Origin of the sequence: Roseibium sp. TrichSKD4 (assembly GCF_000148725.1) — a bacterium.
GTDB lineage: Bacteria > Pseudomonadota > Alphaproteobacteria > Rhizobiales > Stappiaceae > Roseibium.
The window spans coordinates 108,408-131,506 of record NZ_GL476320.1; the positions used below are offsets into that span (position 1 = coordinate 108,408).

The following is a 23,099-nucleotide window of genomic DNA, read 5'->3' on the forward strand; positions in this document are numbered from 1 at the left end:
AGTGCGGGACGGCGCAAGTGGCAGTACAAGTGCCTTCAAGCCTTCATTACAATTCGGTAGGGCGACTTCTTCCATTGTAAGGCTTTATCGCGGGACACTTTGTGTCCCTACACCTCTCCCATGGGGAGAGGTCGACGCGCCGCGGCGGGTGAGGGGAGGCGTTGGCGCAGTAAACCTCGACATTTCAGTCCCTCACCCCGGCCCTCTCCCAATGGGAGAGGGAGTGGAACCATATCGCCACCGTCGTCTTGGTCGGGCCTGACCCGACCATCTACCGCATTGCGAACTTGGGTAGATCCTCGGCACAAGGCCGAGGAAGAACAAAGAAGACCTCTTTAAGTTTCACAATGCTGCATAGGGTTGAACAACAAGGCCGGTTAATCCGGCGCGCTTGAAGTCATCCACGACCTGGCTGGAAAAAAACTGTCCGTAGTGGACATGCTTATCAACCCAGGCATGAGCGGAGCCTATTTTCGCGCGGCTGAATACGAAGGTGCCTGTTCGTGGTTCAAAGGCTATTTCTTTGATTAGTTCGGCGGTTGCTCTTTCCCGATCCATCGTGTCCAAGCGGTTGCAAATGTTGAAGAAATACATCCGCCGCGCAAAGGACCCGTCCTTGAACGCCACTTCAACGGGAAAGAACTGATGCACGCCCGGTTCATGACGCTCGATGATGTCCTTGAACGCATCGGACACAAAGATCAGGCCAGCACTTTGAAAGATATCAGGTGGCAAATAACGCTTGCTGGACCACTGAACTTTTGTCGGGATGTGTTGCGGCTTGACCGCGCGACCCGCATACATTCTGCCTGTTTCAAATCTAGGGTCAGGACCCATTAATTTGGATGGAATGGTAGGGATGAATTTGTTCGGATACGAGGCGCAAGGCTGAAGGAAACCGTCCGGTTTTCAAAGATTTGCAACGACGTTGCCGGCCAAATTCACCCTATCCCGCAGGGACGTAAAAACAGCTTCGACCTGCTGCGTCAAACCGCTCAACCGGACAAGAAGTCCGCTCGTCGCGCTTTTCCTTGCAGCTCATGGCTTTTTGTTACGCCATTCCAATCAAATTAATGGGTCCTGACCCTAGAGTTCAGACCCTTATCACGGGTCGTATCGACGTACTCGATTTTGTCGACATCGCCATCCATAATCGTCGAGTCGATAATATGCGGAGCTTCATCCCTGAAGCCAAAAGTATACACAACGTCTTCTGACATTTTCATCTCCTCACGCTGATCAAGCTGACCCGACACCAGGCGTTCAGCGCGTTTGAAATCATTTTGAACATGCAACGGACCGGGACCGTATCCGGGCACTGTTAAATATGCCCAAACGGAGCCTTCGGGTGTCGGAGGATTGTGTGAGGCTCTGCTCCTACACCTCTCCCATGGGGAGAGGTCGACGCGCAGCGGCGGGTGAGGGGATGCGATCTTGCCGTAAACCCCGACATTTCCCCCCTCACTCAGGCCCTCTCCCATCGCAACTAAACCCCTCACCAGCAGCTTTTCCGTAATTGTTCCAACCCATGACTTGAAGCTGACCGGTGCCCCCGCTAAAGCTTCCCGCATATTTTCAAATTGGAATCCTGCTTCATGAAAACGGCGCTCGTCACCGGATCGGCTGGTTTTATCGGATCATTTCTGTGCCAAAGGCTCTTGGATGATGGTTTTCGGGTCATCGGCGTGGATGCGATGACCGATTATTATGACGTGAAGCTGAAGGAGCGCCGTCAGCAGAGGCTGCTGCAGAACGAGCATTTTCGGGCCATCAACGATTTCATCGAGAAACCTGGTCTGATGATGGAGCTGTTCGCAAGTGAAACACCGGATGTGGTGGTTCATCTGGCGGCTCAGGCGGGCGTTCGCTATTCCATCGACAATCCGCGCGCCTATCTGGAAAGCAATATTTGCGGTACGTTCGAGATACTGGAAGCGGCCCGTACGCATCCGCCGGAGCATCTGCTCATGGCGTCGACATCGTCCGTATTCGGTGCCAACACGCATATGCCTTATCGTGAAACGGACAAAGCGGATCACCAGATGTCGTTTTACGCGGCGACCAAGAAAGCCACGGAAAATATGGCGCATTCCTACGCGTATCTGTTTGGTTTGCCGGTCACCATGTTCCGCTTTTTCACCGTTTATGGCCCGTGGGGACGTCCGGACATGGCTCCTATAAAGTTCACTAAGGCGATCCTCGAAAACAAGCCCATCGACGTTTACAATCACGGTGACATGAAGCGCGACTTCACCTATGTCGAGGATCTGGTGGAAGGGATCAGGGGGCTCATTGATGCCGTGCCGGTTCGCCCGGAAGACGGCGTGGTGGAAGAGGGCGACAGCCTGTCGCCTGTTGCGCCGTGGCGGGTGGTTAATATCGGCAATTCCGAGTGTGTTCAACTGACCCGTTTCATTTAAGCAATTGAAACCGCGCTCGGCAAAAAAGCTGAGAAGAACATGATGGACATGCAGCCCGGAGATGTTCCCGCCACCTGGGCTGATGCGTCTCTGCTGCAAAAACTCACCGGCTACAAGCCAAAAACCAGCGTCGAGGAAGGTGTTGCCAAATTTGTCGCTTGGTACCGGGAGTATTACGACGTTTAGGCAGCGCCGTTCGATGCTGCGTGCCGCCTAATTGTTATCGTGAAGCACCAGCTTGTTTGCGGGCACGGCGTGTGTAAGCCAGACACCGTTTTCGGACAGGAAAAAGAAGTGCCCACTCTGGTGCATTTCCAGTGCAGGAACGGCGAGAATCACCGGCTTGCCATGGCGCTGACCCACTTTCAGGGCAGTCTCGACATTGGCAGAGAGATGCACATGCTGCCGGGTGCCGGGAACAAGTCCCTTTTCAAAGATGCTGTCCAGAAAGCGCGATGCCGTGCCATGGAACAACTCGGCGGGTGGTTCTTTCGGTTTCAGCTTAAGATCAACGCTAACAGAGTGTCCCTGATTTGCACGGAGCTGCCGACCGTCTGACGATATGGCAAAGCGTTGCTTGTCGTTTTCGGCAACGATCTGTTCGATCAGTTCCCGTGAAATGGGCCTATTTGCCTTTTCTAGGATTTCGTCAATCGCTACCCAGCCTGCTTCATCCATGGATAGTCCAATGGCCTCAGGTTTATGGCGGAGCACATAGCTCAGGAACTTACTGATTTCTTTTAATTTGTCTGTAGTTGTCATTTTTCTTTTGGTGGTTATGCTTATTATTAGGTTTGTGGTGTCGGTCCTTGACAGACATCCACCCACGTTGCTTCCGTGATATCCGCCATCCGATCAGGTGTAATCCGCACAGCGGCATTGGTAGCACCTGCAGCAGGTATGACAACGTCAAAGGCTTTAAGGGACGTGTCGCAATAGATTTTCATCGGGCTTGGCAGGCCAAAGGGACAAACGCCGCCCACCGGATGCGATGTGATTTGTTCCACTTCGTCCAGACCCAGCATTTTAATCTTGCCCCCAAAGGCTGCCTTGGCCTTTTTGTTGTCGAGCCGTGCATCACCGCGTGTGACCAGCAGGAAGACCTCATCCTTCAGGCGAATGGAAAGCGTTTTGGCAATTTGGGCCGGTAGCACACCATGAGCAGCAGCGGCGAGGTCTACGGTCGCGCTGCTGGCTTCGGTTTCGAGTATTTCAAGGTCCGGGGCAACTTCGTTCAGATGACGGCGCACACTTTCAAGGCTCATAAATTGTTCCAGTTTCCTGCAATCAAAAAGGGTACCATTGAAATAATCAGGATAGAGATTGCAATAAAAGGCCGGATTGGCCGAAAAAAGCAGAAAATCCTGACTTTCTCGGAAAAAACTCTTCCCTAAAATCTTTACCAGACCTTAATGTATCCAAAGGCACACTGGCTATGTTGTTATCTAAATAGCAAGGCTTCTCTATGCCCAAGGCAGCGACATTTACTCACAGATCTGCTGAGCAACAACAGGTTGCGACAGGAGCGGCAGCGCGTGCGGAAGATGCGAGCGGCTTGACATTCCTGATTGCCAAAAACGGTTTGTTTTGGGGCTCTGTTGGCTTGAGCGGCTATGCCTTGTACTGGCTGGTGGCAACCGCTTTTTCTGGCTAGAGATCCATCACATCAAGTCTGATATTCGCCCCGGAGTGGTGCTGCCGGGGTTTTTTGTTGCCAAATTCAGCTCAGTTGATCATGGGCCAGAAGATTATGCCCGAAGTGATGCGTCGGCCTGAAGGTCTCCGGCAGACCATGCTCTGGTTCTTTCCCCGCCAATTCAGCAACCAGCGCCTTTGCGACGAGATGAGCAATGCCGAATGAAATCTTGAACCCGCCCACCGCTGCATAGGTCTTTGCTCGCTCCGGCAATAGGCCAATCATGGGGTCGCGTTTGTTACAACGGGGGCGAATGCCTGCCCAACTGGTGAGCACCTCTCGGTCTATCAGACGGGGACAGAACGCGCTGGCCCGAAACAGAAGCTCTTCTGTGCGTGCGGGGTCAACGTCAGCGTTTTCAAAGACCCGGTCTGAAGTGCTGCCGATTGCGACAGTTCCGTCTTCATGCGGAACCACATAAAGCCCATCACAATAAATGGCAGGAAGGTCTTCCAATCCTTTTCCTTCCAAAAGGATTGCCTGCCCCTTTTCACCGCGCCCAATTGATTGGCCCGTCATTTCTGAGATCGTGTCATACCCCCAATAGCCGTTGGCAATGACGATCCTGTCTGCCTTGATTGAGGGTGGCGCGCCTTCAAGGGTGACAACACCGGTTTTCTCATCAAAGCCGAGGAAACGCGCTCCTTCCATCAAAGTTCCGTTGGAGCGAATATAAGCGGCAAGAGCTGTTGTGTAGGCACGAGGGCTGATGCGGGCAGCAAGGGTTTCATAGACCAGACCAAAGGGGGCAGACCCCGGCGCGAGCCAATCTGCCCGACTTCCCTCTGGCTCCACCTCATAGGAAAACCCGGTCTCTTGCGGATGCCAGCGTGTCAGGCTCTCTTCTGCACGTTCAATATGGTGGTGCAGCTTGTCTTCGCTGGTCAGCGGCAGAATGCGGCCACACCGCTTGTAGCCAGTGGGAAGGCCTGTTTCGTCCTCCAGCACTCTCGCGTGGGCTTCAAGCTGAAGAAGCGATTGAAACTGAAACTCTTTCTTTGGGTTCCAGCGCGCTGGCATATGCGGCATCAAGGCCCCCAAAAGGCCGCCGCTTGCCCCAGCCGCGACTTCCCGCTCCTCGATAAGGGCAACTGTCATGCCGGACTTCAGGGCAGTGTAGGCCGTTGTCAGGCCGAAGATGCCGCCGCCAACGACAACAAGATCAAATGAAAGAGACATGGCAATGGAATTCAAGAGCTGTCCGCTTGTGGTCACGAGGGAATTAATGCGTTATGCGCTGGTCCATAGCACAGATCAGCGTGCGATAAATCTGAATAGATTTTTCGCTCAAAGCTGATCACATTCCTAACATCGGGCATCTTTGGGCGTTTTAAACAAAATGCCCGATGCTCTAGGCGAGAGGTGGATGTGAGGTGTGTGACAAAACGCAGCCCTCAGGCATGAAGCGTTCAGGGGAAAACACCGGCCAACAGGCACCTGATTTGGAATGGCTGGAAAACGATGTTCCCCGTGCGCCGCACTTTGACGATACTTATTTTTCCAAGGCAGGCGGTCTTGCCGAAACCAGATATGTGTTTTTGGGTGGCAACAGCCTTCCTGAGAGATGGGCCGGGCGCGAACAGTTTGCCATTGCAGAGTTCGGATTTGGCACTGGCCTCAATTTTCTGACAACCGAGAGAGTGTTTCGCGATAGCGGGGCTGCCGGTCATCTCACATTTTTGTCGTTTGAACTCTTCCCGATGACCAAAGAACAGTTGCAACGCGCCTTGTCTGCTTTTCCCGAAGTGCAGGACGGTGCGCAAAATCTGTTGCAATTATGGGCCCCTAAGCCCGGATGGAACACCCTGCAATTTGAAAACATCACGCTTGTGCTGGGAATTGGCGACGCGCGGGACCTGATTGATCAAATTGAGGTAGATGGGGAGGCGCTTAGCTGCCGGGCCAACAGAACCCGATTGACCCTTCCCCTAATTGATGCCTGGTATTTCGACGGGTTCAGCCCGTCCAAGAACCCACAACTGTGGGAGGCTGATCTTCTTGCAAAAGCGCGGCAACTGACCGCGAAGGACGGGACACTCGCAACCTACACCTCAGCAGGGTGGGTGCGCAGAAACCTGCAAGCAGCGGGTTTTGATGTCAAAAAAACCAAAGGTTTTGCCGGAAAGCGGGAAATGGTGACCGGGACCAATCGCGCAGAGTAAGTCGACCCTAACGAATAGCAAATAGGAAGGCAGACATGACCGTTTCGCTACAAGTCATTTATCAGGCAACCGAGGGGAGCCGGTTTGATCATGATTACTACGAGAATACGCATATACCTTTGATGCACCAACACATGGGTGCTGGGATCCTTTCAACTGTGGTTGTTAAGGGTGTTGCTGGTGCCAGAGGCACTCCTGCGAAATTTCATGCGATTGCAACTGCCGTGTTCAAGGATCAGGCATCACTTGAAGAAGCGATGAAAGCTGCCGGGCCGGTGCTGGCTGATATTCCGAATTACACAGATGTACAGCCGGAAGTGTTGATCGGTGACGTGGTCGGTTGAGCAACGAATTAAGTCGTCAATCTGTCCCCCGACCTCGGGGTTGTACCTTGCCGTAAGAGGAAGAAAGAGGTGTGAAAACAAGGCCAAGAAATCTCTTTCTTATTTGCAATGCAAAAATTATACAGTGACGTTGGCGGAACAAAGTTTAATTGGGGAGTATGTCACTGATGGATATGCCGATGGAATATGCAGGCGCATACGGGCCTGTTGTCATTAATGCCGTAAAAGCGCTTGTAGTTCTAATTATCGGCTGGTTTTTGGCCGGTTTCCTGTCTTCGCTTGTGCGCAAGCGGGTGGTCAGCCACCCGAAGATTGACGACACGATCGGCAATTTCGTTGCCTCAATCGTCAAGTGGCTTGTCCTGTTGGTCACCTTCATCGCTGTGCTTCAAATGTTTGGCATTGCGGCCACCAGCCTTGTTGCGGTGCTCGGCGCAGCCACGCTGGCCATTGGCTTGGCGCTGCAAGGTACGTTGAGTGACATCGCCGCAGGCGTGATGCTGATCATCTTCCGCCCGTACAAGCTGGGTCAGTTTGTCGATATTGGTGGAACCTCAGGCACCGTCAAGGACCTCAACCTTTTCATTACGGAACTGGTTACACCGGACAATGTCCAGATCATCATGCCGAATGGCAAGGCATGGGGCTCGGTTGTCACAAACTTCTCGGCCCATGACACCCGTCGTCTCGATCTGACCTTTGGCATTGATTATGGCGATGATGCCGACAAGGCAATTCAGCTAATTCTGGAAACTGCGAAAGCAGACAGCCGTGTTCATTCTGATCCTGAGCCGTGGGTTCGTGTCACCAATCTTGGGGATTCCTCAGTGGACCTCGGCGTGCGCTTGTGGTGCGATGCTGGCGATTATTGGGAACTCAAGTTCCACATGCTCAAAGAAGTCAAAGCTTCGTTCGACAAGAACGGCATCAACATTCCTTATCCGCACATCATGTCTGTGCCGAAATAAATCGGCCCGGCTTCACGCAAATTGGGCGGGGAATTCCCCGCCCTTTTTCTTACCCGCGGCCTATCAGCGGCATCTTGGTGGCCATGATGGTCATGAACTGAACATTGGCGGAGAGCGGCAGGCGCGCCATGTTCAAAACCGCATCTGCAACATGCTCAACATCCATCACGGGTTCCGGCATCACCGTGCCATTTGCCTGTGGTTTGCCGTTTTCAAAATCTGCCGTCATTTCCGATGCGGCATTGCCGATATCAATCTGACCGCAGGCAATATCGAAAGCGCGTCCATCGAGAGACAGAGTTTTCGTGAGGCCGGTAATGGCGTGTTTTGTAGTCGTGTAGGGCACAGAGCCGGGGCGCGGAACGCTTGCTGAGATAGAGCCGTTGTTGATGATCCGCCCGCCCTTCGGCGACTGGCGGCGCATCATCGCGAAAGCCCCACGGGCAATCAAAAAGGCGCCATGAAGATTTACATTCAAAACGGTTAGCCAGTCCTCAACCGGGATCTCGTCAATCGGCGCAGCCGCAACGTTGTTGCCGGCATTGTTGAAGACCACATCCAGACGGCCAAAGCGGGTGTCGATTTTCTCAAAAAGCGCATCGACTTGATCTGCCTGGGACACGTCGCATGGCACACACAAGGCATTTTCGCTGCCCGCAGCAGCTTCGAGCAAGCGGGCTTCCCTGCGACCGGTCAGGACAACGTTCGCACCTTCTCTCAAAAACGCCTGAGCCGTTGCGCGCCCGATCCCGGAACTCGCTCCGGTGACAAGTACCACCTTGTTCGCCAGTGTCATGGCATCCTCCCATTTTCTGATCTCACGCCAGAGTTCCTGACGAATGCTGGATGCACAAGACAGCCTTGGTCAGCTTTGGTTCGCCTCGGTCGTTTTTGCAGCACTTGTTTCCTTTTCGCCGTCATTGCCGCCTGGAGGAGGCATATCTTGCGGTGGGGCCGCGTTCATATAAATGCGCTTTTGGGAAAGCTGATCCACATGTTCTTTTAGATCGGGAGCGCGGTCCATAAGGGCACGGAAGTCAGCTGCACTGAGCATCAGCAGTTGGCAGTAACCGAGCGCGATCACGTCAGCGCTCCGTGGTTGCCCGGTGACAAGTGCAATTTCGCCAAAGATATCACCGCGTCCAAGACGCAGGACGTTGGTTTCCGTCTGAACTTCGACCGCGCCAGAAGCAATGAAAAACGCCTTATCGCCCTTGTCGCCTTTTCGGATCAGCCTGTCGCCGGGTATGGCAAAACGCGGCCGCATCATGCGGGCAATGTCTTTCCGGCGCTCTTCTGAAAGCTCGGAAAAAAGAGCATGTTGGGACAAAAGTTCCTCGGTTTTCATGCGCAAATCGAGTTCTGATCGTGTCATCGTCTCATGGCGCACACGAGAGGTTTCTCGCAAAAGATCGTTGTAGAGTTCAGCGCCGATCAAAGAACTTGAATGGGCATCGGCAAAGCTTGCTTCTTCCAGCCGCAGACCGGTGCGACGCAAGAACAGTTCTTCTTGCGAATCGGCATAGTCGGGGTACTGCAACCGGATTGCCTCAATTGCCTTGAGTATCTCACCGCGCCGCGCCGCAAGCGTCTCGTGCAAGATGTCGCCGACACGCGGTCCAACCAAGGGTCTGATCCGGCTACGGTTAAAGGCAACCAGCTCACGAGAAACGATCCGGCAGACCAGCAGAAACTCCAGACGATCTGAGAGCAACGTGGCCAGAGGTCTGTCCAGTTTGAACCTGCGTTGCAGGATTTGGGCAATGCGGAAACGCCAGCTGAATTGCAATGGTTCTCGCGCGGCCCTGTTGTAACCCGCGCGGCCAGCTTGACGCGTCTGGTCGCCAATCCGTCCAGCCAGCGCCAAATGCATGCTGACCGTACGATTGGATAGCGTCTTTTCATTAAAGTGATTGAGCACCAGTTGGCGCTCTTTGTCCGCCAGCGCAATCAGTCCCAGAATCACGCGGTCCTTGTCCGCCAGATCTTTCGATTTGCTGGCAGCTTCAAGCGCTGTTTCGGCGCGTTCGCCGTAATTCTCAATAATCGGAGCTGAGACGCTCGGGTCGATCTGGTAGTCTTGAGCAGCCTCTGTCACGCCCTGGCGCACATCTGACAGAGCCAGCGCAAGATATTGACTGCGCAGCGCCTGATCGCGGGCATTCAGCCGGTCGAGCCCAAGGATGCGAATAAGGGTCTTTAAGCTGGTGCCGTAGACCAACAGGGTGAAGAGCACAAATCCGGTTGCCAGCTTGGTCACAAAACTTGAAACGTCATCCGGGAGCCCAGGGTGTTCGGCAACGCTCAACGCTAGTGTCAATGTGATGGCTCCACGCATGCCACCCCACAAAATCACCGTTTTGAATTTGGTGCTCACTTCGCGTTTGGGATCAAATAGGGACAGCGCGGGCAAGAGGCCAAAAATGACCAGTGCGCGGGAGGCAAGCGCTGCAACAATAACAACGGCCAGCAGTAAAACATCCAAAAGCGAGAAACCGGCAACCAGCCGCGGGATGAGGATGGAGGCCAGAACGAAGATCAGGGATGAGGCCCAAAAGGCGATCTGCTCCCAGACATTGTTGAGAAAGGTCCAGTGTTGCGGGGAAATGCGGGACGGGCCGTAGAGGTTGAACACGATGCCTGCGGCCACAACAGCAACCACCGCAGACACATCTGCAAACTGGTCACTGACCACATAAATCGCGTAGGGCAGGGCGAGGCTTAGTGTCACTTGCGCAAGGGGGAGATCGCGTAAAAGCGGCAAGAGCAGCACAAAGAGCCGGGCAACGGCGACACCGACAATCAGCCCGCCGATGAAAGATCGACCAAACGCAACGGCTGCCTGAAGCGCATCCGGCTCGGCTTGTCCGGTCAAGATGCCGAGCAGGATCACGAAGATAACGATGGCTGCTGCATCGTTCAAAAGGCTTTCACCTTCAACAATCCGCCCCAAACGGGCAGGCGCGCCAATGTCACGGAAAATGGCAACGACCGCGACCGGGTCGGTGGTGGCGACGATGGCACCAAGAAGCAAGCACGTCACCAGCGAAAAGCCCGCCAGCGGGTAAAGCGCAAAACCTATAAAGGCCGTTGCCGCCAAAACGGCAATCACCGCCATCACAAGAATGGGGCCGATATCCTCCATGATCCGCCGAAAATCGAGGGTCAAAGACGTTTGAAACAGAAGGATTGGCAGAAAAATGTAGAGGATTTTCTCTGAATCGAGCGGCAGGTTTACAAAGACATTGGCGATCTCGTTGAACGCATCTGTCTGCGGCGTATAGAGCAGATAGGTGGCTGCTATTCCGATGAGTGTGCCAACCATGGCAAGCAGCACGCTGGGCGCGAGCCCCAGCCGCCGCGCCAGCGGTTGCAGCAGAGAAATGGTAATAAGCAAGAGCGCAAAGGCGCCGACAACAATTGGTGTTTCCATGCGCGCATGGTGCCCTCTGCGCATGGCAATTCCAAGTTATCTTGCTGAAAAACTTTCGTCTTTTAGGCGTAACTGTGCAGAAAGCGGCTCAAGTCGCTGCATTGGCACTTTTGCCAAATAGTTTCCGGAACGGCCAGGTCAGGAACGAGACCTGAGAAACGATGGCCACCCAGATCATTCCCGGCATGAACATGATGGCAGCGAAGGGAACGAAGGTGACAGCGCGGGTCCACCGTAAGCCTTTCGAGAAATCCTCATCATCCTTGGCTTTCCGGCCCACGAGCCTCCAAAGCGCTGTCCACCAGCCCCAGGTTTTCGTCGAGACAAAGATGAAAACAACTGTGAAAAGCCCTGCGACGATGATGTCGATGTTCTTGAACCACGGAATCCAGCGGCTTTTCACTTCCTCTGTATGGTCCGGGTCTTCAGCGTTGATTTCAACGCGGTTTGCCCCAAAGCGCAGTCCTGCTTCCAAGAGCCACCCCGCCGTTGTGTAATCAGACCCCGGAGCCGTTTGGGCCAGATCGCCTGACTGCGCGCGGGCAGAATTGTGCAAGGTCATGGAGATGCGGGTGCGCGTATCCTCAGTCGCATTAATGACCGTTCGGGAATTGGGGGGTGTTACAGCCTTCATCAGATCGGCCTGCGTAAAGGCTTTCTGGGCTTCTTCAAAACGCTTTTCGAGCTTGGTCTTTGAAAAAAGTATCTGTCCGGGTTGAACGGTCGAGCCGGTGTCGACAACCATCAGGTTGACCCGTTGACGCGAGGCGGAGGAGTTGAGTGCAGTTAGGTCTAGGTCCACCGTCCGGTTGCCGTCCTTCACGCTCAAGGTTCGTTTGCCGGTGGTGGGGTCAGTCGTAACCTTGCCGCCAACCATCAGCGTCCGGTTCTTGTATTTTGCCAAACTGGACTCCAGCAAATTCGGGTCGAGAATGGAGTTTGGGTCGTTTACTGCCTGGCGGGCGGCCTGCTCTTTTGCCTGTCGGCTGCTGTCAAACCGGGCGATCTTCAGATCGGCCTTGTTGACCTTGGTATTGAGGAACTTGAGGTTGGCATCCAGCGCTTTCAAAGAAGCAGGGTTAAACAGCACGTCCTTGTCCAACTCGATCACCAATCTGGAGCGGTTGCCCGCATGAACCTGCTTGAGCGGCAATGTCTTCCCGGACTCACGCACCATCTGAAGGTCGAGGTTTTTCGGCAAAACGCCCATTTCGTCGCGAAGCTTGAAGAAGTCCGTCTCACGGATGGCGATCTGTGCGCCCTTCATTTTCTTGATCGTGGGAGCATCTCCAGCCAAGCCCTTGAAGGTTCTAGACGAAACGCTCTCCGCCGCATCAGATACGTCATCAAGGGAAGACAGCGGGACTTCCTGACCGGTTTCGGTGATTATCCGCCAGGTCCCATTTTCACCCGGTAGAAGCGCAAGGCTTGCCGCACCTTCTTTGGTAGGGAGTTTTTTCGCGAACCAGATGCCATCATCAAGGCTGGGTGTTGGCGCATCGAACTTCTTTCCAACGCTCCCAGCAGCATCAGCGCCTTCTCTTGCCAATTTGGACAAAAGCCCCGCACTGGCAGGCAGATTTGAAACCGAAAGACACAGGACGCACAGCGCTGCGATGAGCGCTTTTTTGAATGAAAACAAAGACATTGGAGTGCTTTCGCAATAAGCAAAATGAAGACGTTCAAGTGTGACGTAAGGTCATCATGAAAATCATCAATGTCAACACTGCCTTGTTGGAAGGTGCGAAGAAAAATTGTGAAAATGTCGTAGGGCTAGAATATCAGCTCTTAGAGCCCTTGCGCTCCGACAAGTAGATCCCGCCAAGAACCAGTGCCAGAGCAACTCCGTGGTGCCAGCGGAATGGTTCGCCAAGGACCAGAACGGCGAGAATTGGCGCAAAGATGGGGACCAAATTGACAAATACACCAGCGCGCGCTGGTCCGATCAACTCAACACCGCGCATGAAGAAGATTTGCGCAAGGCATGACGGAAACAACGAAATGTAAAGCACGACCATCCAGCCGTTGAAGGTTGGCCATTGAGCTGTGTTTGTCGCGATTTCAAACCAGAGCGCGGGTAGGGAGGTGACGGCTGCGATCATGGACAGCACGGCAAAAAACACCAGTCCTGACACCTGCGGACGTTGGCGCAATGCCAGCGTGTAGCCCGAATAAAGCAGACAGGCCAAAAGCATGATGCCGTCTCCCGGATTGACGGAAAGAGACAGCAGGATTTCCAGATTGCCCTTCGAGGCGACAAGCGCAACACCGACCAACGTAATGAAAATACCGATCACTTGAGCAAGCGTGGTGCGTGTTTGGAAAAACAACATCGCGCCAATCAGCACAAATATCGGGACGGAGCCTTGGATAATGCCGATATTCACGGCTGTCGTCGTATAGGCGGCGATGTAAAACAGCGAGTTGAACGCAATAAACCCAAAGCCTGCCATCAGGATCATGCGCCCGAAATAGGGCTTCATCATTGGCCATTCGGCCCGAATGCGCGGCCACAGAAACAGCCCCATCACCACGGCAACAATCCACCAACGCAAGGTGACGATCACCATCGGTGACACTTCGCCGATTGCCAGGCGCCCAGCCACAGCATTGCCCGCCCAAAACAGGGTTGTGAGGATCAACAGCAGGATGGCGTTGCCGTAAAGACGGCCACCCAGACCGATGGAAGTGCTGGACATGTGTGCCTCTTGTCAGGCGGGTGAAAGATCATCGGGAGTTCGATTTATCCGACATGGCGCAGTTTCGCTGCTGAGGCAAGGAGACTTTCCGATAAACGCAACTTACTAGAAAAGATAAAGATGAGTTTGATTATTTCGTTTTTGGAAAAAGTCATTGTGGTCTTAGCCGCATTGACCCATCAAGGCGAAAGGCACACAACACTGGTCAGAATTGGCATTGGTTCCAAGTTTTAATCACTGGATGAGGATGAATTCCATGACGGATCGCGTCGATATTCACGGACTGCAGGTTGCCAGCGAGCTGTATGATTTCGTCAATCAAAAGGCATTGCCGGGAACAGGTGTGGATCAGGACAAGTTCTGGGCGTCTTTGTCTGATCTTGTGCATGAACTCGGCCCGAAAAACCGCGCGCTTCTCGAAAAGCGGGCGTCTTTGCAAAAGCAGATCAATGCCTGGCACAAGGCCAATCCGGGGTCTCCGGACATGGCGGCCTACAGGGCGTTCCTCAGCGAAATCGGCTATCTGGTGCCGGAAGGTGACAACTTTCATGTTGGCACTGCCAATGTCGATCCGGAAATAGGCGAAGTTGCAGGTGCCCAGCTCGTGGTGCCGGTGATGAACGCCCGTTACGCGCTAAACGCAGCTAACGCGCGCTGGGGCTCTCTCTATGATGCGCTTTACGGCACGGATGCCATGGGCTCCAAGCCACAGGCAGGCGGATATGATGAAACTCGCGGTGCGGAAGTCATCGCCCATGCCCGCAAGCTTCTGGATGATTCAGCTCCATTGGCCAGCGGTTCATGGGCTGACGCGACCGGTTTTGCCGAAGAGGGCGGGGCCTTGGTCGTGAAAACGGCAAACGGCACAACTGGTCTCTCTGATGCCGCGCAGTTTGCTGGGTTCAGCGGTGACGCATCCGCGCCGACCAATCTGCTGTTGCGTAAAAATGGCCTCCATATGGACGTGGTCATCAATTCTGATCATCCGATTGGCAAGACCGACACGGCACATATCGCAGATGTTGTGCTGGAATCGGCCATGTCCACGATCATGGACTGCGAAGACTCGGTCGCCGCCGTTGATGCTGAAGACAAGGTCGTGATCTATTCCAACTGGCTTGGCCTGATGAAGGGCGACTTGGAAGAGTCCTTTGAAAAGGGTGGCAAGACAGTCACACGTCGGATGAACGGAGACCGGGTATACACCGGTCCAGACGGATCAGAAGTGACGCTTCACGGGCGCTCGCTCCTGCTGGTGCGCAATGTCGGCCACCTGATGACCATCGACGCGGTACTGGACAAGAATGGCGAGGAAGTGCCGGAAGGTATTCTCGACGGCATGATCACCTCGCTGATCGCCCTGCACGATATTGGCGCAAATGGGGCCCGCAAAAACAGCCGCGCAGGCTCCGTCTATATCGTGAAGCCGAAGATGCACGGGCCGGAAGAAGTTGCCTTTGCGGTTGAACTGTTCGACCGCGTTGAGGATGCGCTGGGCATGGCGCGCAACACGCTCAAGATGGGCATTATGGATGAGGAACGCCGCACCACGGTGAACCTGAAAGAGTGTATCCGTGCTGCCAAGGATCGGGTGTTCTTCATCAACACGGGCTTCCTGGACCGCACCGGCGATGAAATGCACACCTCCATGGAAGCAGGTCCGATGATCCGCAAGGGCGACATGAAGGCCGCCACGTGGATCGCTGCTTATGAAAACAACAATGTAGATGTCGGTCTCGCCTGCGGTCTGCCGGGGCATGCGCAAATCGGCAAGGGCATGTGGGCGATGCCGGACCTCATGAATGCCATGCTGGAGCAAAAGATCGGCCAACCGATGTCAGGTGCCAACACGGCTTGGGTTCCGTCTCCAACCGCTGCAACTCTGCATGCCATGCACTATCACAAGGTCAGTGTCGCCGACCGTCAGGCCGAGCTAAAATCCCGGGAAGCTGCGAAGCTGGAAGACATCTTGTCCATTCCGGTCGCCGAACGTCCGAACTGGGCTCCGGAAGACATTCAGGCCGAGCTCGACAACAATGCGCAAGGTATCCTTGGCTATGTCGTGCGTTGGGTCGAGCAAGGGATTGGCTGTTCCAAGGTGCCGGACATCAACAATGTTGGCCTGATGGAAGACCGCGCCACCTTGCGCATTTCTGCCCAGCACATTGCCAATTGGCTGCACCATGGCGTTGCCAGCCGTGAGCAGGTGATGGAAACCATGAAGCGGATGGCCAAGGTCGTCGACGGCCAGAACGAAGGCGATCCGCTCTATCGTCCGATGGCGGCAGACTATGATGCCTCCGTGGCTTTTCAGGCTGCTTGTGAGCTGGTGTTTGAAGGCACTAAGCAGCCGAGCGGCTACACCGAGCCGGTCCTTCATCGCCGTCGGGCCGAGTTCAAGGCGAAAAACGCCGCCTGACAAAAAAATTTCACATTTAAACGAGAGGCGCGGGCGAGAGCTTGCGCCTTTTGTTTGCGATTTTCGTTTTGAAGGAAGTCTTCTTCCTGAAAGTCCCATGCTTTTGAAGGGTATACGCTAAGGCACATGCCTCAGTGAGGCGGTGTGTTGTTGCGTGATGAGCGTCGCCTTGAGTATTAACTCACTGTCATAATTGATGAAAATTACATGTGAATACTGCCGATGAATATGGACACTATTTAAAAGGCGCAAAAATTGCGCTTGCAATGTGCACTTTGTGCGCTTATTTTTGTTGCGTTAGGTCAACAACAATCAGAAAGAAAGGCCAAGCAATGAACTTACACACGGCACAATGCTTCCTGGTGAAGCGCGGTCTCGACTATCACCCTAACAGGCTTCCCTGGTTTTCATCCCGGTTTTACCGCCTGAAATCTGAAGCCCAGCCAGTCTCAGACACCGGGCCACTTGCACGCCCCTTCTGGCGGCGCCGCTAACCCGGCTCAGTCAATTTTTCAGATACAATCAGGCTCGGCATTTTGCCGGGCCTGTTGTTTTTTTGGGGGAATGTTATCGTCAGACGATGGGAAAGACCTTCAAGAGCTCTTGCTGTCCGACAGGCGAGATATGAACGATCCGGCTGGCTTTTTCTCGCCGGGCCCAGCCGAGGTCCTGAAAACGGGTCAGGAGAGCCGCACCGAGCGCGCCAGCCAAATGATTGCGCCGCTCGCTCCAATCCAGACAGGTGAGGCAAACCGGTCGTCGGCCCTTCTTGAGTGGGTGAAGGTCAATCCTCAGCCTTTCGACAAAGGCTTCGCCATCGCGGGTGAGCGCTATTTGGCTTGTCTCAGCATCAAGGGAAACAAAATCTCGCTGTGACAGGCTGTCGAATATGCGAACTGCCATGTCACCGGCGAGATGGTCATAGCAGACGCGGGCCGCTCTTAAAGCTGGGTCTTTCGGCCCGGTGCGGGTGCGCAAATGCCCCTGATGCGCGGCAAGGCCCATCAATGCTTCTAGTACCTCGCCCACCTCCGGTCCCGCCAAGGTGAAATATCGGTGCCGCCCCTGTTTGGCTTGGCTGAGCAACCCTCCATCTTGCAACTTGGTCAAGTGAGAGCTGGCGGTTGATAGGCCGACCCCTGCCTCCTGCGCTAGCTCGGAAACGGTCAAAGCCTTGCCGCTCATGAGGGCAGTCAGCATGTTCGCCCGTGCAGGATCGCCAATCAGCGCGCCAATCTTGGCAATATCCGGTCCTTCTTTCATACTTCGATCCTAGTCGAAGCATTTGCGTTCAGCAAGATGGCACAAGGCTGGCACACCAAACACGGGAGTGCACGCGATGATCACCTGCTTTATCCGCTATCACATTGACCCGACCAAAAAGACCGCTTTTGAGGAATATGCACGCAACTGGGGTGTCGCCATCCCGCGCTGCGGCGCAGACCTGATTGGCTACTATGCTCCGCATGAAGGCTCCAGCACGCTGGCCTATGGGGTCTACAATGTGGAAAGCCTTGCCGAGTACGAAGCCTATCGCAAACGCCTGATGGAAGATCCGCTGGGCCGCGAAAACTATCTCTTTGCCCAGAAAGAAAAGTTCCTCTTGCGGGAGGATCGAACATTTCTGAAGTTGGCCTCAAAAGGTGAAGGGAGTTGAAGCGCATGATCGGTGTGATTTTTGAGGTGGAGCCGCATGGCGACAAGAAGCAAGCCTATCTGGAGATGGCCGCAAAAATGCGGCCACTCGTCGAACAGATTGACGGCTTCATCTCTGTGGAACGCTTCCAGAGCCTGACCAATCCGGACAAACTCCTGTCTTTGTCTTTCTTTCGAGATGAAGCGGCTTTGAACGAATGGCGTCAGCTGACCGAGCATCGCAATGCGCAAGTGGCCGGACGCACCAGCTTCTTCAAAGACTACCGCCTGCGCGTTGTCACCATCATGCGGGACTATGGGATGAGCGAGCGCGACGAAGCACCCATCGACAGCATCGACGTGCATGGCGAGTGAATAAGGTCGCGAGTGGCCTCGACGTCATTCCAGACAAGCTGAACGGATGTGAAGCGATGATCTGGAATCCAGACATCATTCACGCGCAGCGTGGCTAACCAAAATTGTTTTGCATTCGGTTGCGCTCATTCTGAAGTGCTGGATTCCGGATCATCGTGCAGCTTCGCGCTGCACTCGTCCGGAATGTCTAAAGGAAATACAGCCACAAACTAAAGCGGACAGCAGTAGGCCAGAAATGAGCATGACGAAGCTTGCCAAATTCAGCCGGAGAGGTCGACTGCTTTAGGTCACAAACAAAGTCCGCCTTCATGATCAACCCAGAGGCAGTCTCACCATAGCAACAAGTCCACCTTCCGGAACGTTCTGAAGGGACAGACTGCCGCCTTGCGCGTGAATGATGGATCGGGCGATGGACAGGCCGAGGCCGATCCCGCCCGTTTCCTCATTTCGGGAGTCATCTAGGCGTACGAAGGGTTCAAACACATCGGCAAGCCGGTGTTCTGGAATGCCGGGGCCTTCATCCCGTATTGTAATGACGGCCTCGCCTTGATCGGAGGCGAGGGTGATTTTGACCCGGTCTCCGTAGCGCACGCCATTTTCAACCAGATTGCGCAGCGCCCGCTTCAAGGCCATGGGGCGACACGGCGCCAGCACCGGCGCAACCTCGGCAAAGGTAACGTCATGTCCAAGGACCACTTGGTCAGCCGCCAACTCTGCCAGAAGGTCCGCAAGATCAATGGTGGTACCTTCTTCTTTTCTGGCTTCTTCCTTGGCAAAGGTGAGCGTTGCTTCCGTCATGGCGGCCATTTCATCGAGCGTCTGGATGATCTTTTCGCGGTTTTCGTCATCCTCGATAAACTCAGCCCGCAGCCGCAGGGATGTGATCGGGGTTCTAAGGTCGTGGCTGATGGCTGCCAGCATGCGGGTTCGGTCAGACACAAAGCGGGTGAGGCGCGCCTGCATGTCGTTAAAGGCACTTGTGACACTGCGCACCTCGCGCGGACCCATCTCTTTGAGCGGGGGCACGTCTTCCCCGCGCCCCAGTTGCCCAGCTGCTTCCGCCAGGTTTTTCAGCGGGCGGGCAATCCGCCGAACCGCGAAAAACACGATCAAGACGATGAGCACAGTCAGAAAACCGAGTTGAAACAGCAGCGGCAGGATCGCCCATGGCGGTGGTCGATAACTCGTTGCAAGGTTCAAAAACCGACCGTTGTTAAGCGGAATGGTCAGTTCCAGATCCACTTTCCGCCCTATGAGGCGGTCCGGATGCCGTTTTTTTCGATTGTCGGCCTGTTCGTCACGTGGTGGCTGTTTGAACAGACGGCGCTCTCCCCGGCGTGGCGGTTCGCGCATTTGCAAAAGGACAGCCCGGCCATCGGCAAACTCCTCCGACAGCTCTTCCTGAATATGCTGCTCCATTCGGCTGCCACCACCAAAGGTAAGAAGCGGCGTTTCTGAGTACCAGAACTTTGTGAACCGACTAGAAGAAGCCTCCAGAATGCGGCCATGAAGTATGGGCGGTGTGTCATCCAGAAGCTTGGCAACTTCGACACTGCGTTGCAGCAGGTTATCCCGTGCCAACTGGATCAGAGCAACGCGCCGCTCATCATGGAATATCCAGATGCCAACCACTTGTGACAAAAGAACCGCAGTCAGCAACAAGGCAATAAGCTGGGTTGCCAGACTTTGGGGGACCAAGCGCTTGAAGTTGAAACGTGAGAACACGGAACGGTTCATGCTGCGTGATCCGATACATCAGCAGTGAACATGTAGCCGCCGCCCCAGACGGTCTTGATCAGTTTCGGATCCTTTGGATCCACTTCGATCTTCTTGCGCAGGCGCGAGACCTGATTGTCAATGGACCGGTCAAAAACGTTGGGCATGCGTCCCGTCGTCAAATCCATCAACTGGTCTCGGTTCAGAACCATTTTTGGACGCTTTAAAAAAGCGCAGAGCAATTGGAACTCGCCGCTGGAGAGCGGAACCGGCGCGCCTTCCGCATCAAAAAGCTCGCGCTTGCCCACATGCAACTGCCAGCCTTCAAAGCTCAAAAGCTCGTGGTCCAGAGGATCGCGGTCCTTCGGTTCGGTGTTGGTTCGGCGGAGCACAGCCTTGATCCGCGCAAGCAGTTCGCGCGGGTTGAACGGCTTGGTGACATAGTCATCTGCGCCGATTTCAAGTCCGATCACCCGGTCCATGTCATCGGCCATTGCCGTCAGCAGGATGACGGGAATGGAACCGGTGGCCACAAGGTGACGGCAGAGTGACAACCCGTCTTCGCCGGGCATCATGATATCGAGAACCACGAGATCGATGACAGCAGCCTTCAACGCCTTGCGTGCATGCGCCGCGCTTTCAACGGACGTGGCCCGAAACCCGTTCTTGATCAGATATCGGGCGAGTGTCTCACGAATATCGCGGTGATCGTCGACAACAAGAATATGCGGACTTGGGTCAGACACACGGGGCTCCAGTTTTCGTTTTCAGTCTTCTCTAAACCAAATTTGGGTCGGTGTTCGCGAAAGTCGCGCCGGTTCTTCGGTCAAGTTGTATCAGTATGTATCAGGCAGCGGATTCGCGACAGTCGGCGACAGTTCCGCCCTTTTTGGCGGATAGTTCTGCCACAAGTCGCACCTATCTTGAGAGTGTCGCAGGGGCAGCCTGTTTAACAAACCCGATGGAGATTATTGGGATGACACCGTTCAAGAAGATGACTTTGGCCCTTTTGGCCGCAACTGTTGCCGGCACAGCGGTCACTGCAAGCGTTGCTGTTTCTGCGCGTGAAGGAAGCCAATGGGGAGAAGGTAGCAACTTCGGTTGGCACATGCGTGGCGGCAGACGCGGCGGACAATTGTTCGACCGGTTCGATGCCAACGAAGATGGCTCAATCTCTCAGGAAGAAGTGGATGCGCAAGCCGCAAGCCTGTTTGCAGAAGCCGATGCAGACCAAAACGGCATCGTCACTCTGGATGAATTCAAGGTCCAGTTCCTCGCCAAATCAGATCAAATGCGCATTAAGGCATTCCAACGGATCGACCGTGATGGAGATGGAAGCGTCAGCCAGGAAGACTTCAACAAGCTCTCCGACCGTATTTTCTCCCGCATGGATCGCGACGACGACGGCGTGATCGAGCTGAAGATGCGCGGTGAACGCGGCAAGCGCAAAGCCGAAGCCGGTGAAAAAGGTGCCGAGGGCAAAAAGCAGCGTCATGCCGACAAGGACCGTGGCGAGCGCGGCGGCAAACATCATGGCCGTCGTGGTCGTGGCCCGATGAAGATGCTCTTTACAACCTTCGATCAGAACGCCGATGGCAAGGTCACCCGTGAAGAGTTTGAAACCGTGCGCGGCGAACTCTTTGCATCCGCAGATACCAACGGTTCGGGAAGCTTTGATCTGGAAGGCTTTTCCAATATCTGGGCCACCCTGAACGAAGACCGCGTGGTGCGTATGTTCCAGTCTCTTGATGCTGACGGCGATCTTGGCGTCACAGCCGAAGAGCAGCAAACCAAAACCGCTAATCTTGTAAGCCGGATGGACCGCAACAATGATGGCGTCATCACCAAGGCGGACTTGAAGCGCGGCAAGTGGAAGTGGGGTCGTCACGGTAAAGGCCATGACCGCGGCGAGGGCAACGACAACTGAGCTCTTGACCTGAGACCCATGACGGTTTGCAAAACCGGACCGTCTGTCAAATGAAGCGAAAGGCCGCGCTGCATGCGGCCTTTTTCATTGCTGAAGTGCGGAATTTTCCGCTGGGTTATTTTTATCTTTACGGCTTGTCTGGCATGGTCCTTCGCAACTTTGACGGAGGATGGGTAGGTCATGGCACAGTGCAGTCTGAACACCTTGATTGAGGAAATTGCCGCCACCAAACGGATCACGGTGGAAGATGTTTTCGCATTGCGGCGGACAATCTATGGCGACGACAACAGCGTCAGTCTTGAAGAAGCCGAGGCCTTGCTGCGCCTGAATGAAAAGGTTGATGAGACTGTACCTGCATGGCAGGACTTTTTTCCCGAAGCGTTGTCTGACCTCGTTGTCCATCAAATCCAGCCAAGCGGGTATGTCACGCAAGAGCACGCGGATTGGCTGATCGCCGAAATGAGCCGTGATGGCCACATCTGCACCCGTTCGGAACTGGATGCGATCCTGCATATTCTGGACAAGGCAAAATCCTCCCCACGCTCACTGGAAACCTTTGCCCTTGAAACGGTCAAAAAAGCGGTGATTTCCGGTGAAGGGGTAACCCGTTCGGGTAAGGATTTGAAACCCGGCGTCATCAGTGATGCAGAAGTCGAGCTGCTGCGAAGTGTGCTTTATGCCGGTGCAGGCTGCGGCGGAATTGCAATCTCCCGCGCCGAGGCCGAAATTCTGTTTGATATCAATGATGCGACGATTGAGGCAGAAAACGCTCCAGCTTGGTCAGAGTTGTTTGCCAAGGCTGTTGCAAACTACCTGATGGCGCTGTCCGGTTATCAAGCACCGTCTCGCGAGGTGGCTCTTGCGCGTGAAAACTGGTTGGCGAAAGAAGGTGGTTTTGAAGGGGGCATGAAAGGGTTCTTTTCCTCCATGTTCAGCGGCGGTGTATCCGGTGTTCGCGAGGCCATGCGCGACAACACCTCTGCCATGGCAGAGCGCAATGCTCAAATGACGGCGGAGATCGCTGTCAACGAGGTCATCACCGAGGAAGAAGCTGAGTGGCTTGTTCACCGCATTGGACGGGACGGCGTTCTTCATGAAAACGAAAAAGCGCTTCTGCGTTTCATCAAGGAAGAAAGCCCGAATATTCACCCATTGCTTCATCCCTTGATCGAACAGGCTCATTCCTGAGGCTCGCAATTTACCTATTTGCGCAATTTGTTTGGCTCTGGTGAAAAACATAAAAAATCCGCTTGATCTGAAAAGCGTTTGGCCGCATACGACGCGTGCCCAAATTCGCACGTGCCC

Annotated in this window: 21 protein-coding genes and 1 pseudogene; 10 read left to right on the forward strand and 12 right to left on the reverse strand. The window is 54.5% G+C overall.

Features of this window, described 5'->3' with window-relative positions; translation table 11 throughout:
• Positions 1–342: 342 nt before the first annotated feature.
• Complete coding sequence (locus TRICHSKD4_RS28505; RefSeq protein ID WP_009468976.1) at positions 343–804, reverse strand: imm11 family protein; 462 nt, start codon at positions 802–804, stop codon at positions 343–345.
• A 266-nt stretch (positions 805–1,070) separates the two neighbouring features.
• Positions 1,071–1,319 (reverse strand): hypothetical protein, encoded by a 249-nt coding sequence (locus TRICHSKD4_RS30360; RefSeq protein ID WP_139052244.1) that lies wholly within the window; start codon positions 1,317–1,319, stop codon positions 1,071–1,073.
• A 276-nt stretch (positions 1,320–1,595) separates the two neighbouring features.
• Here TRICHSKD4_RS30360 and TRICHSKD4_RS21065 point away from each other — a divergent pair.
• Positions 1,596–2,606 (forward strand): annotated as a pseudogene (locus TRICHSKD4_RS21065) (GDP-mannose 4,6-dehydratase).
• Positions 2,607–2,633: 27 nt separating this feature from the next.
• Here the strand turns inward: TRICHSKD4_RS21065 and TRICHSKD4_RS21070 are convergent.
• Together TRICHSKD4_RS21070 and TRICHSKD4_RS21075 are read right to left on the reverse strand one after the other, a co-directional pair.
• Positions 2,634–3,182 (reverse strand): RNA 2'-phosphotransferase, encoded by a 549-nt coding sequence (locus TRICHSKD4_RS21070; protein WP_009468980.1) that lies wholly within the window; start codon positions 3,180–3,182, stop codon positions 2,634–2,636.
• A gap of 26 nt (positions 3,183–3,208) precedes the next feature.
• On the reverse strand, positions 3,209–3,685 hold the full coding sequence (locus TRICHSKD4_RS21075) for a YbaK/EbsC family protein (RefSeq protein ID WP_009468981.1): 477 nt from the start codon (positions 3,683–3,685) through the stop codon (positions 3,209–3,211).
• Positions 3,686–3,885: 200 nt separating this feature from the next.
• Between TRICHSKD4_RS21075 and TRICHSKD4_RS21080 the strand changes: the two genes are divergently transcribed.
• A complete protein-coding gene (locus TRICHSKD4_RS21080) occupies positions 3,886–4,074 on the forward strand; it encodes a hypothetical protein (protein ID WP_009468982.1) in 189 nt (62 codons plus the stop codon).
• A gap of 66 nt (positions 4,075–4,140) precedes the next feature.
• On the opposite strand, the gene TRICHSKD4_RS21085 is transcribed toward TRICHSKD4_RS21080, so the two are convergent.
• A complete protein-coding gene (locus tag TRICHSKD4_RS21085; RefSeq protein ID WP_009468983.1) occupies positions 4,141–5,295 on the reverse strand; it encodes an FAD-binding oxidoreductase in 1,155 nt (384 codons plus the stop codon).
• 221 nt (positions 5,296–5,516) lie between these two features.
• Between TRICHSKD4_RS21085 and mnmD the strand changes: the two genes are divergently transcribed.
• From mnmD to TRICHSKD4_RS21100, 3 genes are all read left to right on the forward strand, one after another.
• The gene (gene mnmD, locus TRICHSKD4_RS21090; RefSeq protein ID WP_009468984.1) at positions 5,517–6,278 is read left to right on the forward strand and encodes a tRNA (5-methylaminomethyl-2-thiouridine)(34)-methyltransferase MnmD; all 762 of its coding nucleotides are present in this window, start codon (positions 5,517–5,519) and stop codon (positions 6,276–6,278) included.
• Positions 6,279–6,313: 35 nt separating this feature from the next.
• Positions 6,314–6,622, forward strand: a complete 309-nt coding sequence (locus tag TRICHSKD4_RS21095) for an EthD family reductase (protein ID WP_009468985.1) — start codon at positions 6,314–6,316, stop codon at positions 6,620–6,622.
• Positions 6,623–6,780: 158 nt separating this feature from the next.
• A complete protein-coding gene (locus TRICHSKD4_RS21100; RefSeq protein ID WP_208993155.1) occupies positions 6,781–7,590 on the forward strand; it encodes a mechanosensitive ion channel family protein in 810 nt (269 codons plus the stop codon).
• A 49-nt stretch (positions 7,591–7,639) separates the two neighbouring features.
• On the opposite strand, the gene TRICHSKD4_RS21105 is transcribed toward TRICHSKD4_RS21100, so the two are convergent.
• The 4 genes from TRICHSKD4_RS21105 to TRICHSKD4_RS21120 all read right to left on the reverse strand — a co-directional run bounded on the left by TRICHSKD4_RS21105 (position 7,640) and on the right by TRICHSKD4_RS21120 (position 13,722).
• Positions 7,640–8,386, reverse strand: a complete 747-nt coding sequence (locus TRICHSKD4_RS21105) for an SDR family oxidoreductase (protein ID WP_009468987.1) — start codon at positions 8,384–8,386, stop codon at positions 7,640–7,642.
• A 69-nt stretch (positions 8,387–8,455) separates the two neighbouring features.
• A complete protein-coding gene (locus TRICHSKD4_RS21110) occupies positions 8,456–11,047 on the reverse strand; it encodes a cation:proton antiporter (protein WP_009468988.1) in 2,592 nt (863 codons plus the stop codon).
• 64 nt (positions 11,048–11,111) lie between these two features.
• Complete coding sequence (locus TRICHSKD4_RS21115; RefSeq protein WP_009468989.1) at positions 11,112–12,671, reverse strand: hypothetical protein; 1,560 nt, start codon at positions 12,669–12,671, stop codon at positions 11,112–11,114.
• A gap of 133 nt (positions 12,672–12,804) precedes the next feature.
• Positions 12,805–13,722 carry a DMT family transporter gene (locus TRICHSKD4_RS21120; RefSeq protein WP_009468990.1) on the reverse strand — a complete coding sequence of 306 codons (918 nt, stop codon included), beginning with the start codon at positions 13,720–13,722 and terminating at the stop codon, positions 12,805–12,807.
• Between the two features lie 256 nt (positions 13,723–13,978).
• On the opposite strand from TRICHSKD4_RS21120, the gene TRICHSKD4_RS21125 reads away from it, so the two are divergent.
• The gene (locus TRICHSKD4_RS21125; RefSeq protein WP_009468992.1) at positions 13,979–16,141 is read left to right on the forward strand and encodes a malate synthase G; all 2,163 of its coding nucleotides are present in this window, start codon (positions 13,979–13,981) and stop codon (positions 16,139–16,141) included.
• Between the two features lie 573 nt (positions 16,142–16,714).
• Here TRICHSKD4_RS21125 and TRICHSKD4_RS21130 read toward each other — a convergent pair.
• Positions 16,715–17,404 carry a helix-turn-helix transcriptional regulator gene (locus TRICHSKD4_RS21130; protein WP_009468994.1) on the reverse strand — a complete coding sequence of 230 codons (690 nt, stop codon included), beginning with the start codon at positions 17,402–17,404 and terminating at the stop codon, positions 16,715–16,717.
• 76 nt (positions 17,405–17,480) lie between these two features.
• Between TRICHSKD4_RS21130 and TRICHSKD4_RS21135 the strand changes: the two genes are divergently transcribed.
• Together TRICHSKD4_RS21135 and TRICHSKD4_RS21140 are read left to right on the forward strand one after the other, a co-directional pair.
• Positions 17,481–17,798: an NIPSNAP family protein gene (locus tag TRICHSKD4_RS21135; protein ID WP_009468995.1), complete on the forward strand. Its 318-nt coding sequence runs from the start codon at positions 17,481–17,483 to the stop codon at positions 17,796–17,798.
• Positions 17,799–17,803: 5 nt separating this feature from the next.
• Positions 17,804–18,151 carry an antibiotic biosynthesis monooxygenase gene (locus TRICHSKD4_RS21140; RefSeq protein WP_009468996.1) on the forward strand — a complete coding sequence of 116 codons (348 nt, stop codon included), beginning with the start codon at positions 17,804–17,806 and terminating at the stop codon, positions 18,149–18,151.
• 312 nt (positions 18,152–18,463) lie between these two features.
• On the opposite strand, the gene TRICHSKD4_RS21145 is transcribed toward TRICHSKD4_RS21140, so the two are convergent.
• Both TRICHSKD4_RS21145 and TRICHSKD4_RS21150 read right to left on the reverse strand, forming a co-directional pair.
• Positions 18,464–19,888 (reverse strand): ATP-binding protein, encoded by a 1,425-nt coding sequence (locus tag TRICHSKD4_RS21145; protein ID WP_009468998.1) that lies wholly within the window; start codon positions 19,886–19,888, stop codon positions 18,464–18,466.
• The gene (locus TRICHSKD4_RS21150; RefSeq protein WP_009468999.1) at positions 19,885–20,613 is read right to left on the reverse strand and encodes a response regulator; all 729 of its coding nucleotides are present in this window, start codon (positions 20,611–20,613) and stop codon (positions 19,885–19,887) included. The genes TRICHSKD4_RS21145 and TRICHSKD4_RS21150 overlap by 4 nt, the downstream gene beginning before the upstream one ends.
• Positions 20,614–20,843: 230 nt before the next feature.
• On the opposite strand from TRICHSKD4_RS21150, the gene TRICHSKD4_RS21155 reads away from it, so the two are divergent.
• Together TRICHSKD4_RS21155 and TRICHSKD4_RS21160 are read left to right on the forward strand one after the other, a co-directional pair.
• Positions 20,844–21,794 (forward strand): EF-hand domain-containing protein, encoded by a 951-nt coding sequence (locus TRICHSKD4_RS21155; RefSeq protein WP_009469000.1) that lies wholly within the window; start codon positions 20,844–20,846, stop codon positions 21,792–21,794.
• Positions 21,795–21,974: 180 nt separating this feature from the next.
• Entirely contained in the window at positions 21,975–22,982 is a 1,008-nt protein-coding gene (locus TRICHSKD4_RS21160; protein ID WP_009469002.1) for a hypothetical protein, read from the forward strand.
• Positions 22,983–23,099 lie beyond the last annotated feature (117 nt).

Bases quoted from the DNA above. Each gene is read 5' to 3' on its own strand.
- TRICHSKD4_RS21120 (WP_009468990.1), bottom strand. From the start codon at position 13,722: ATGTCCAGCACTTCCATCGGTCTGGGTGGCCGTCTTTACGGCAACGCC.
- TRICHSKD4_RS21140 (WP_009468996.1), top strand. From the start codon at position 17,804: ATGATCGGTGTGATTTTTGAGGTGGAGCCGCATGGCGACAAGAAGCAA.
- TRICHSKD4_RS21135 (WP_009468995.1), top strand. From the start codon at position 17,481: ATGATCACCTGCTTTATCCGCTATCACATTGACCCGACCAAAAAGACC.
- TRICHSKD4_RS21100 (WP_208993155.1), top strand. From the start codon at position 6,781: ATGTCACTGATGGATATGCCGATGGAATATGCAGGCGCATACGGGCCT.
- TRICHSKD4_RS21095 (WP_009468985.1), top strand. From the start codon at position 6,314: ATGACCGTTTCGCTACAAGTCATTTATCAGGCAACCGAGGGGAGCCGG.
- mnmD (WP_009468984.1), top strand. From the start codon at position 5,517: ATGAAGCGTTCAGGGGAAAACACCGGCCAACAGGCACCTGATTTGGAA.
- TRICHSKD4_RS21155 (WP_009469000.1), top strand. From the start codon at position 20,844: ATGACACCGTTCAAGAAGATGACTTTGGCCCTTTTGGCCGCAACTGTT.
- TRICHSKD4_RS21145 (WP_009468998.1), bottom strand. From the start codon at position 19,888: ATGAACCGTTCCGTGTTCTCACGTTTCAACTTCAAGCGCTTGGTCCCC.
- TRICHSKD4_RS21080 (WP_009468982.1), top strand. From the start codon at position 3,886: ATGCCCAAGGCAGCGACATTTACTCACAGATCTGCTGAGCAACAACAG.
- TRICHSKD4_RS21130 (WP_009468994.1), bottom strand. From the start codon at position 17,404: ATGAAAGAAGGACCGGATATTGCCAAGATTGGCGCGCTGATTGGCGAT.
- TRICHSKD4_RS21085 (WP_009468983.1), bottom strand. From the start codon at position 5,295: ATGTCTCTTTCATTTGATCTTGTTGTCGTTGGCGGCGGCATCTTCGGC.
- TRICHSKD4_RS28505 (WP_009468976.1), bottom strand. From the start codon at position 804: ATGTATGCGGGTCGCGCGGTCAAGCCGCAACACATCCCGACAAAAGTT.
- TRICHSKD4_RS21105 (WP_009468987.1), bottom strand. From the start codon at position 8,386: ATGACACTGGCGAACAAGGTGGTACTTGTCACCGGAGCGAGTTCCGGG.
- TRICHSKD4_RS21160 (WP_009469002.1), top strand. From the start codon at position 21,975: ATGGCACAGTGCAGTCTGAACACCTTGATTGAGGAAATTGCCGCCACC.
- TRICHSKD4_RS21070 (WP_009468980.1), bottom strand. From the start codon at position 3,182: ATGACAACTACAGACAAATTAAAAGAAATCAGTAAGTTCCTGAGCTAT.
- TRICHSKD4_RS21110 (WP_009468988.1), bottom strand. From the start codon at position 11,047: ATGCGCAGAGGGCACCATGCGCGCATGGAAACACCAATTGTTGTCGGC.
- TRICHSKD4_RS21075 (WP_009468981.1), bottom strand. From the start codon at position 3,685: ATGAGCCTTGAAAGTGTGCGCCGTCATCTGAACGAAGTTGCCCCGGAC.
- TRICHSKD4_RS21125 (WP_009468992.1), top strand. From the start codon at position 13,979: ATGACGGATCGCGTCGATATTCACGGACTGCAGGTTGCCAGCGAGCTG.
- TRICHSKD4_RS21115 (WP_009468989.1), bottom strand. From the start codon at position 12,671: ATGTCTTTGTTTTCATTCAAAAAAGCGCTCATCGCAGCGCTGTGCGTC.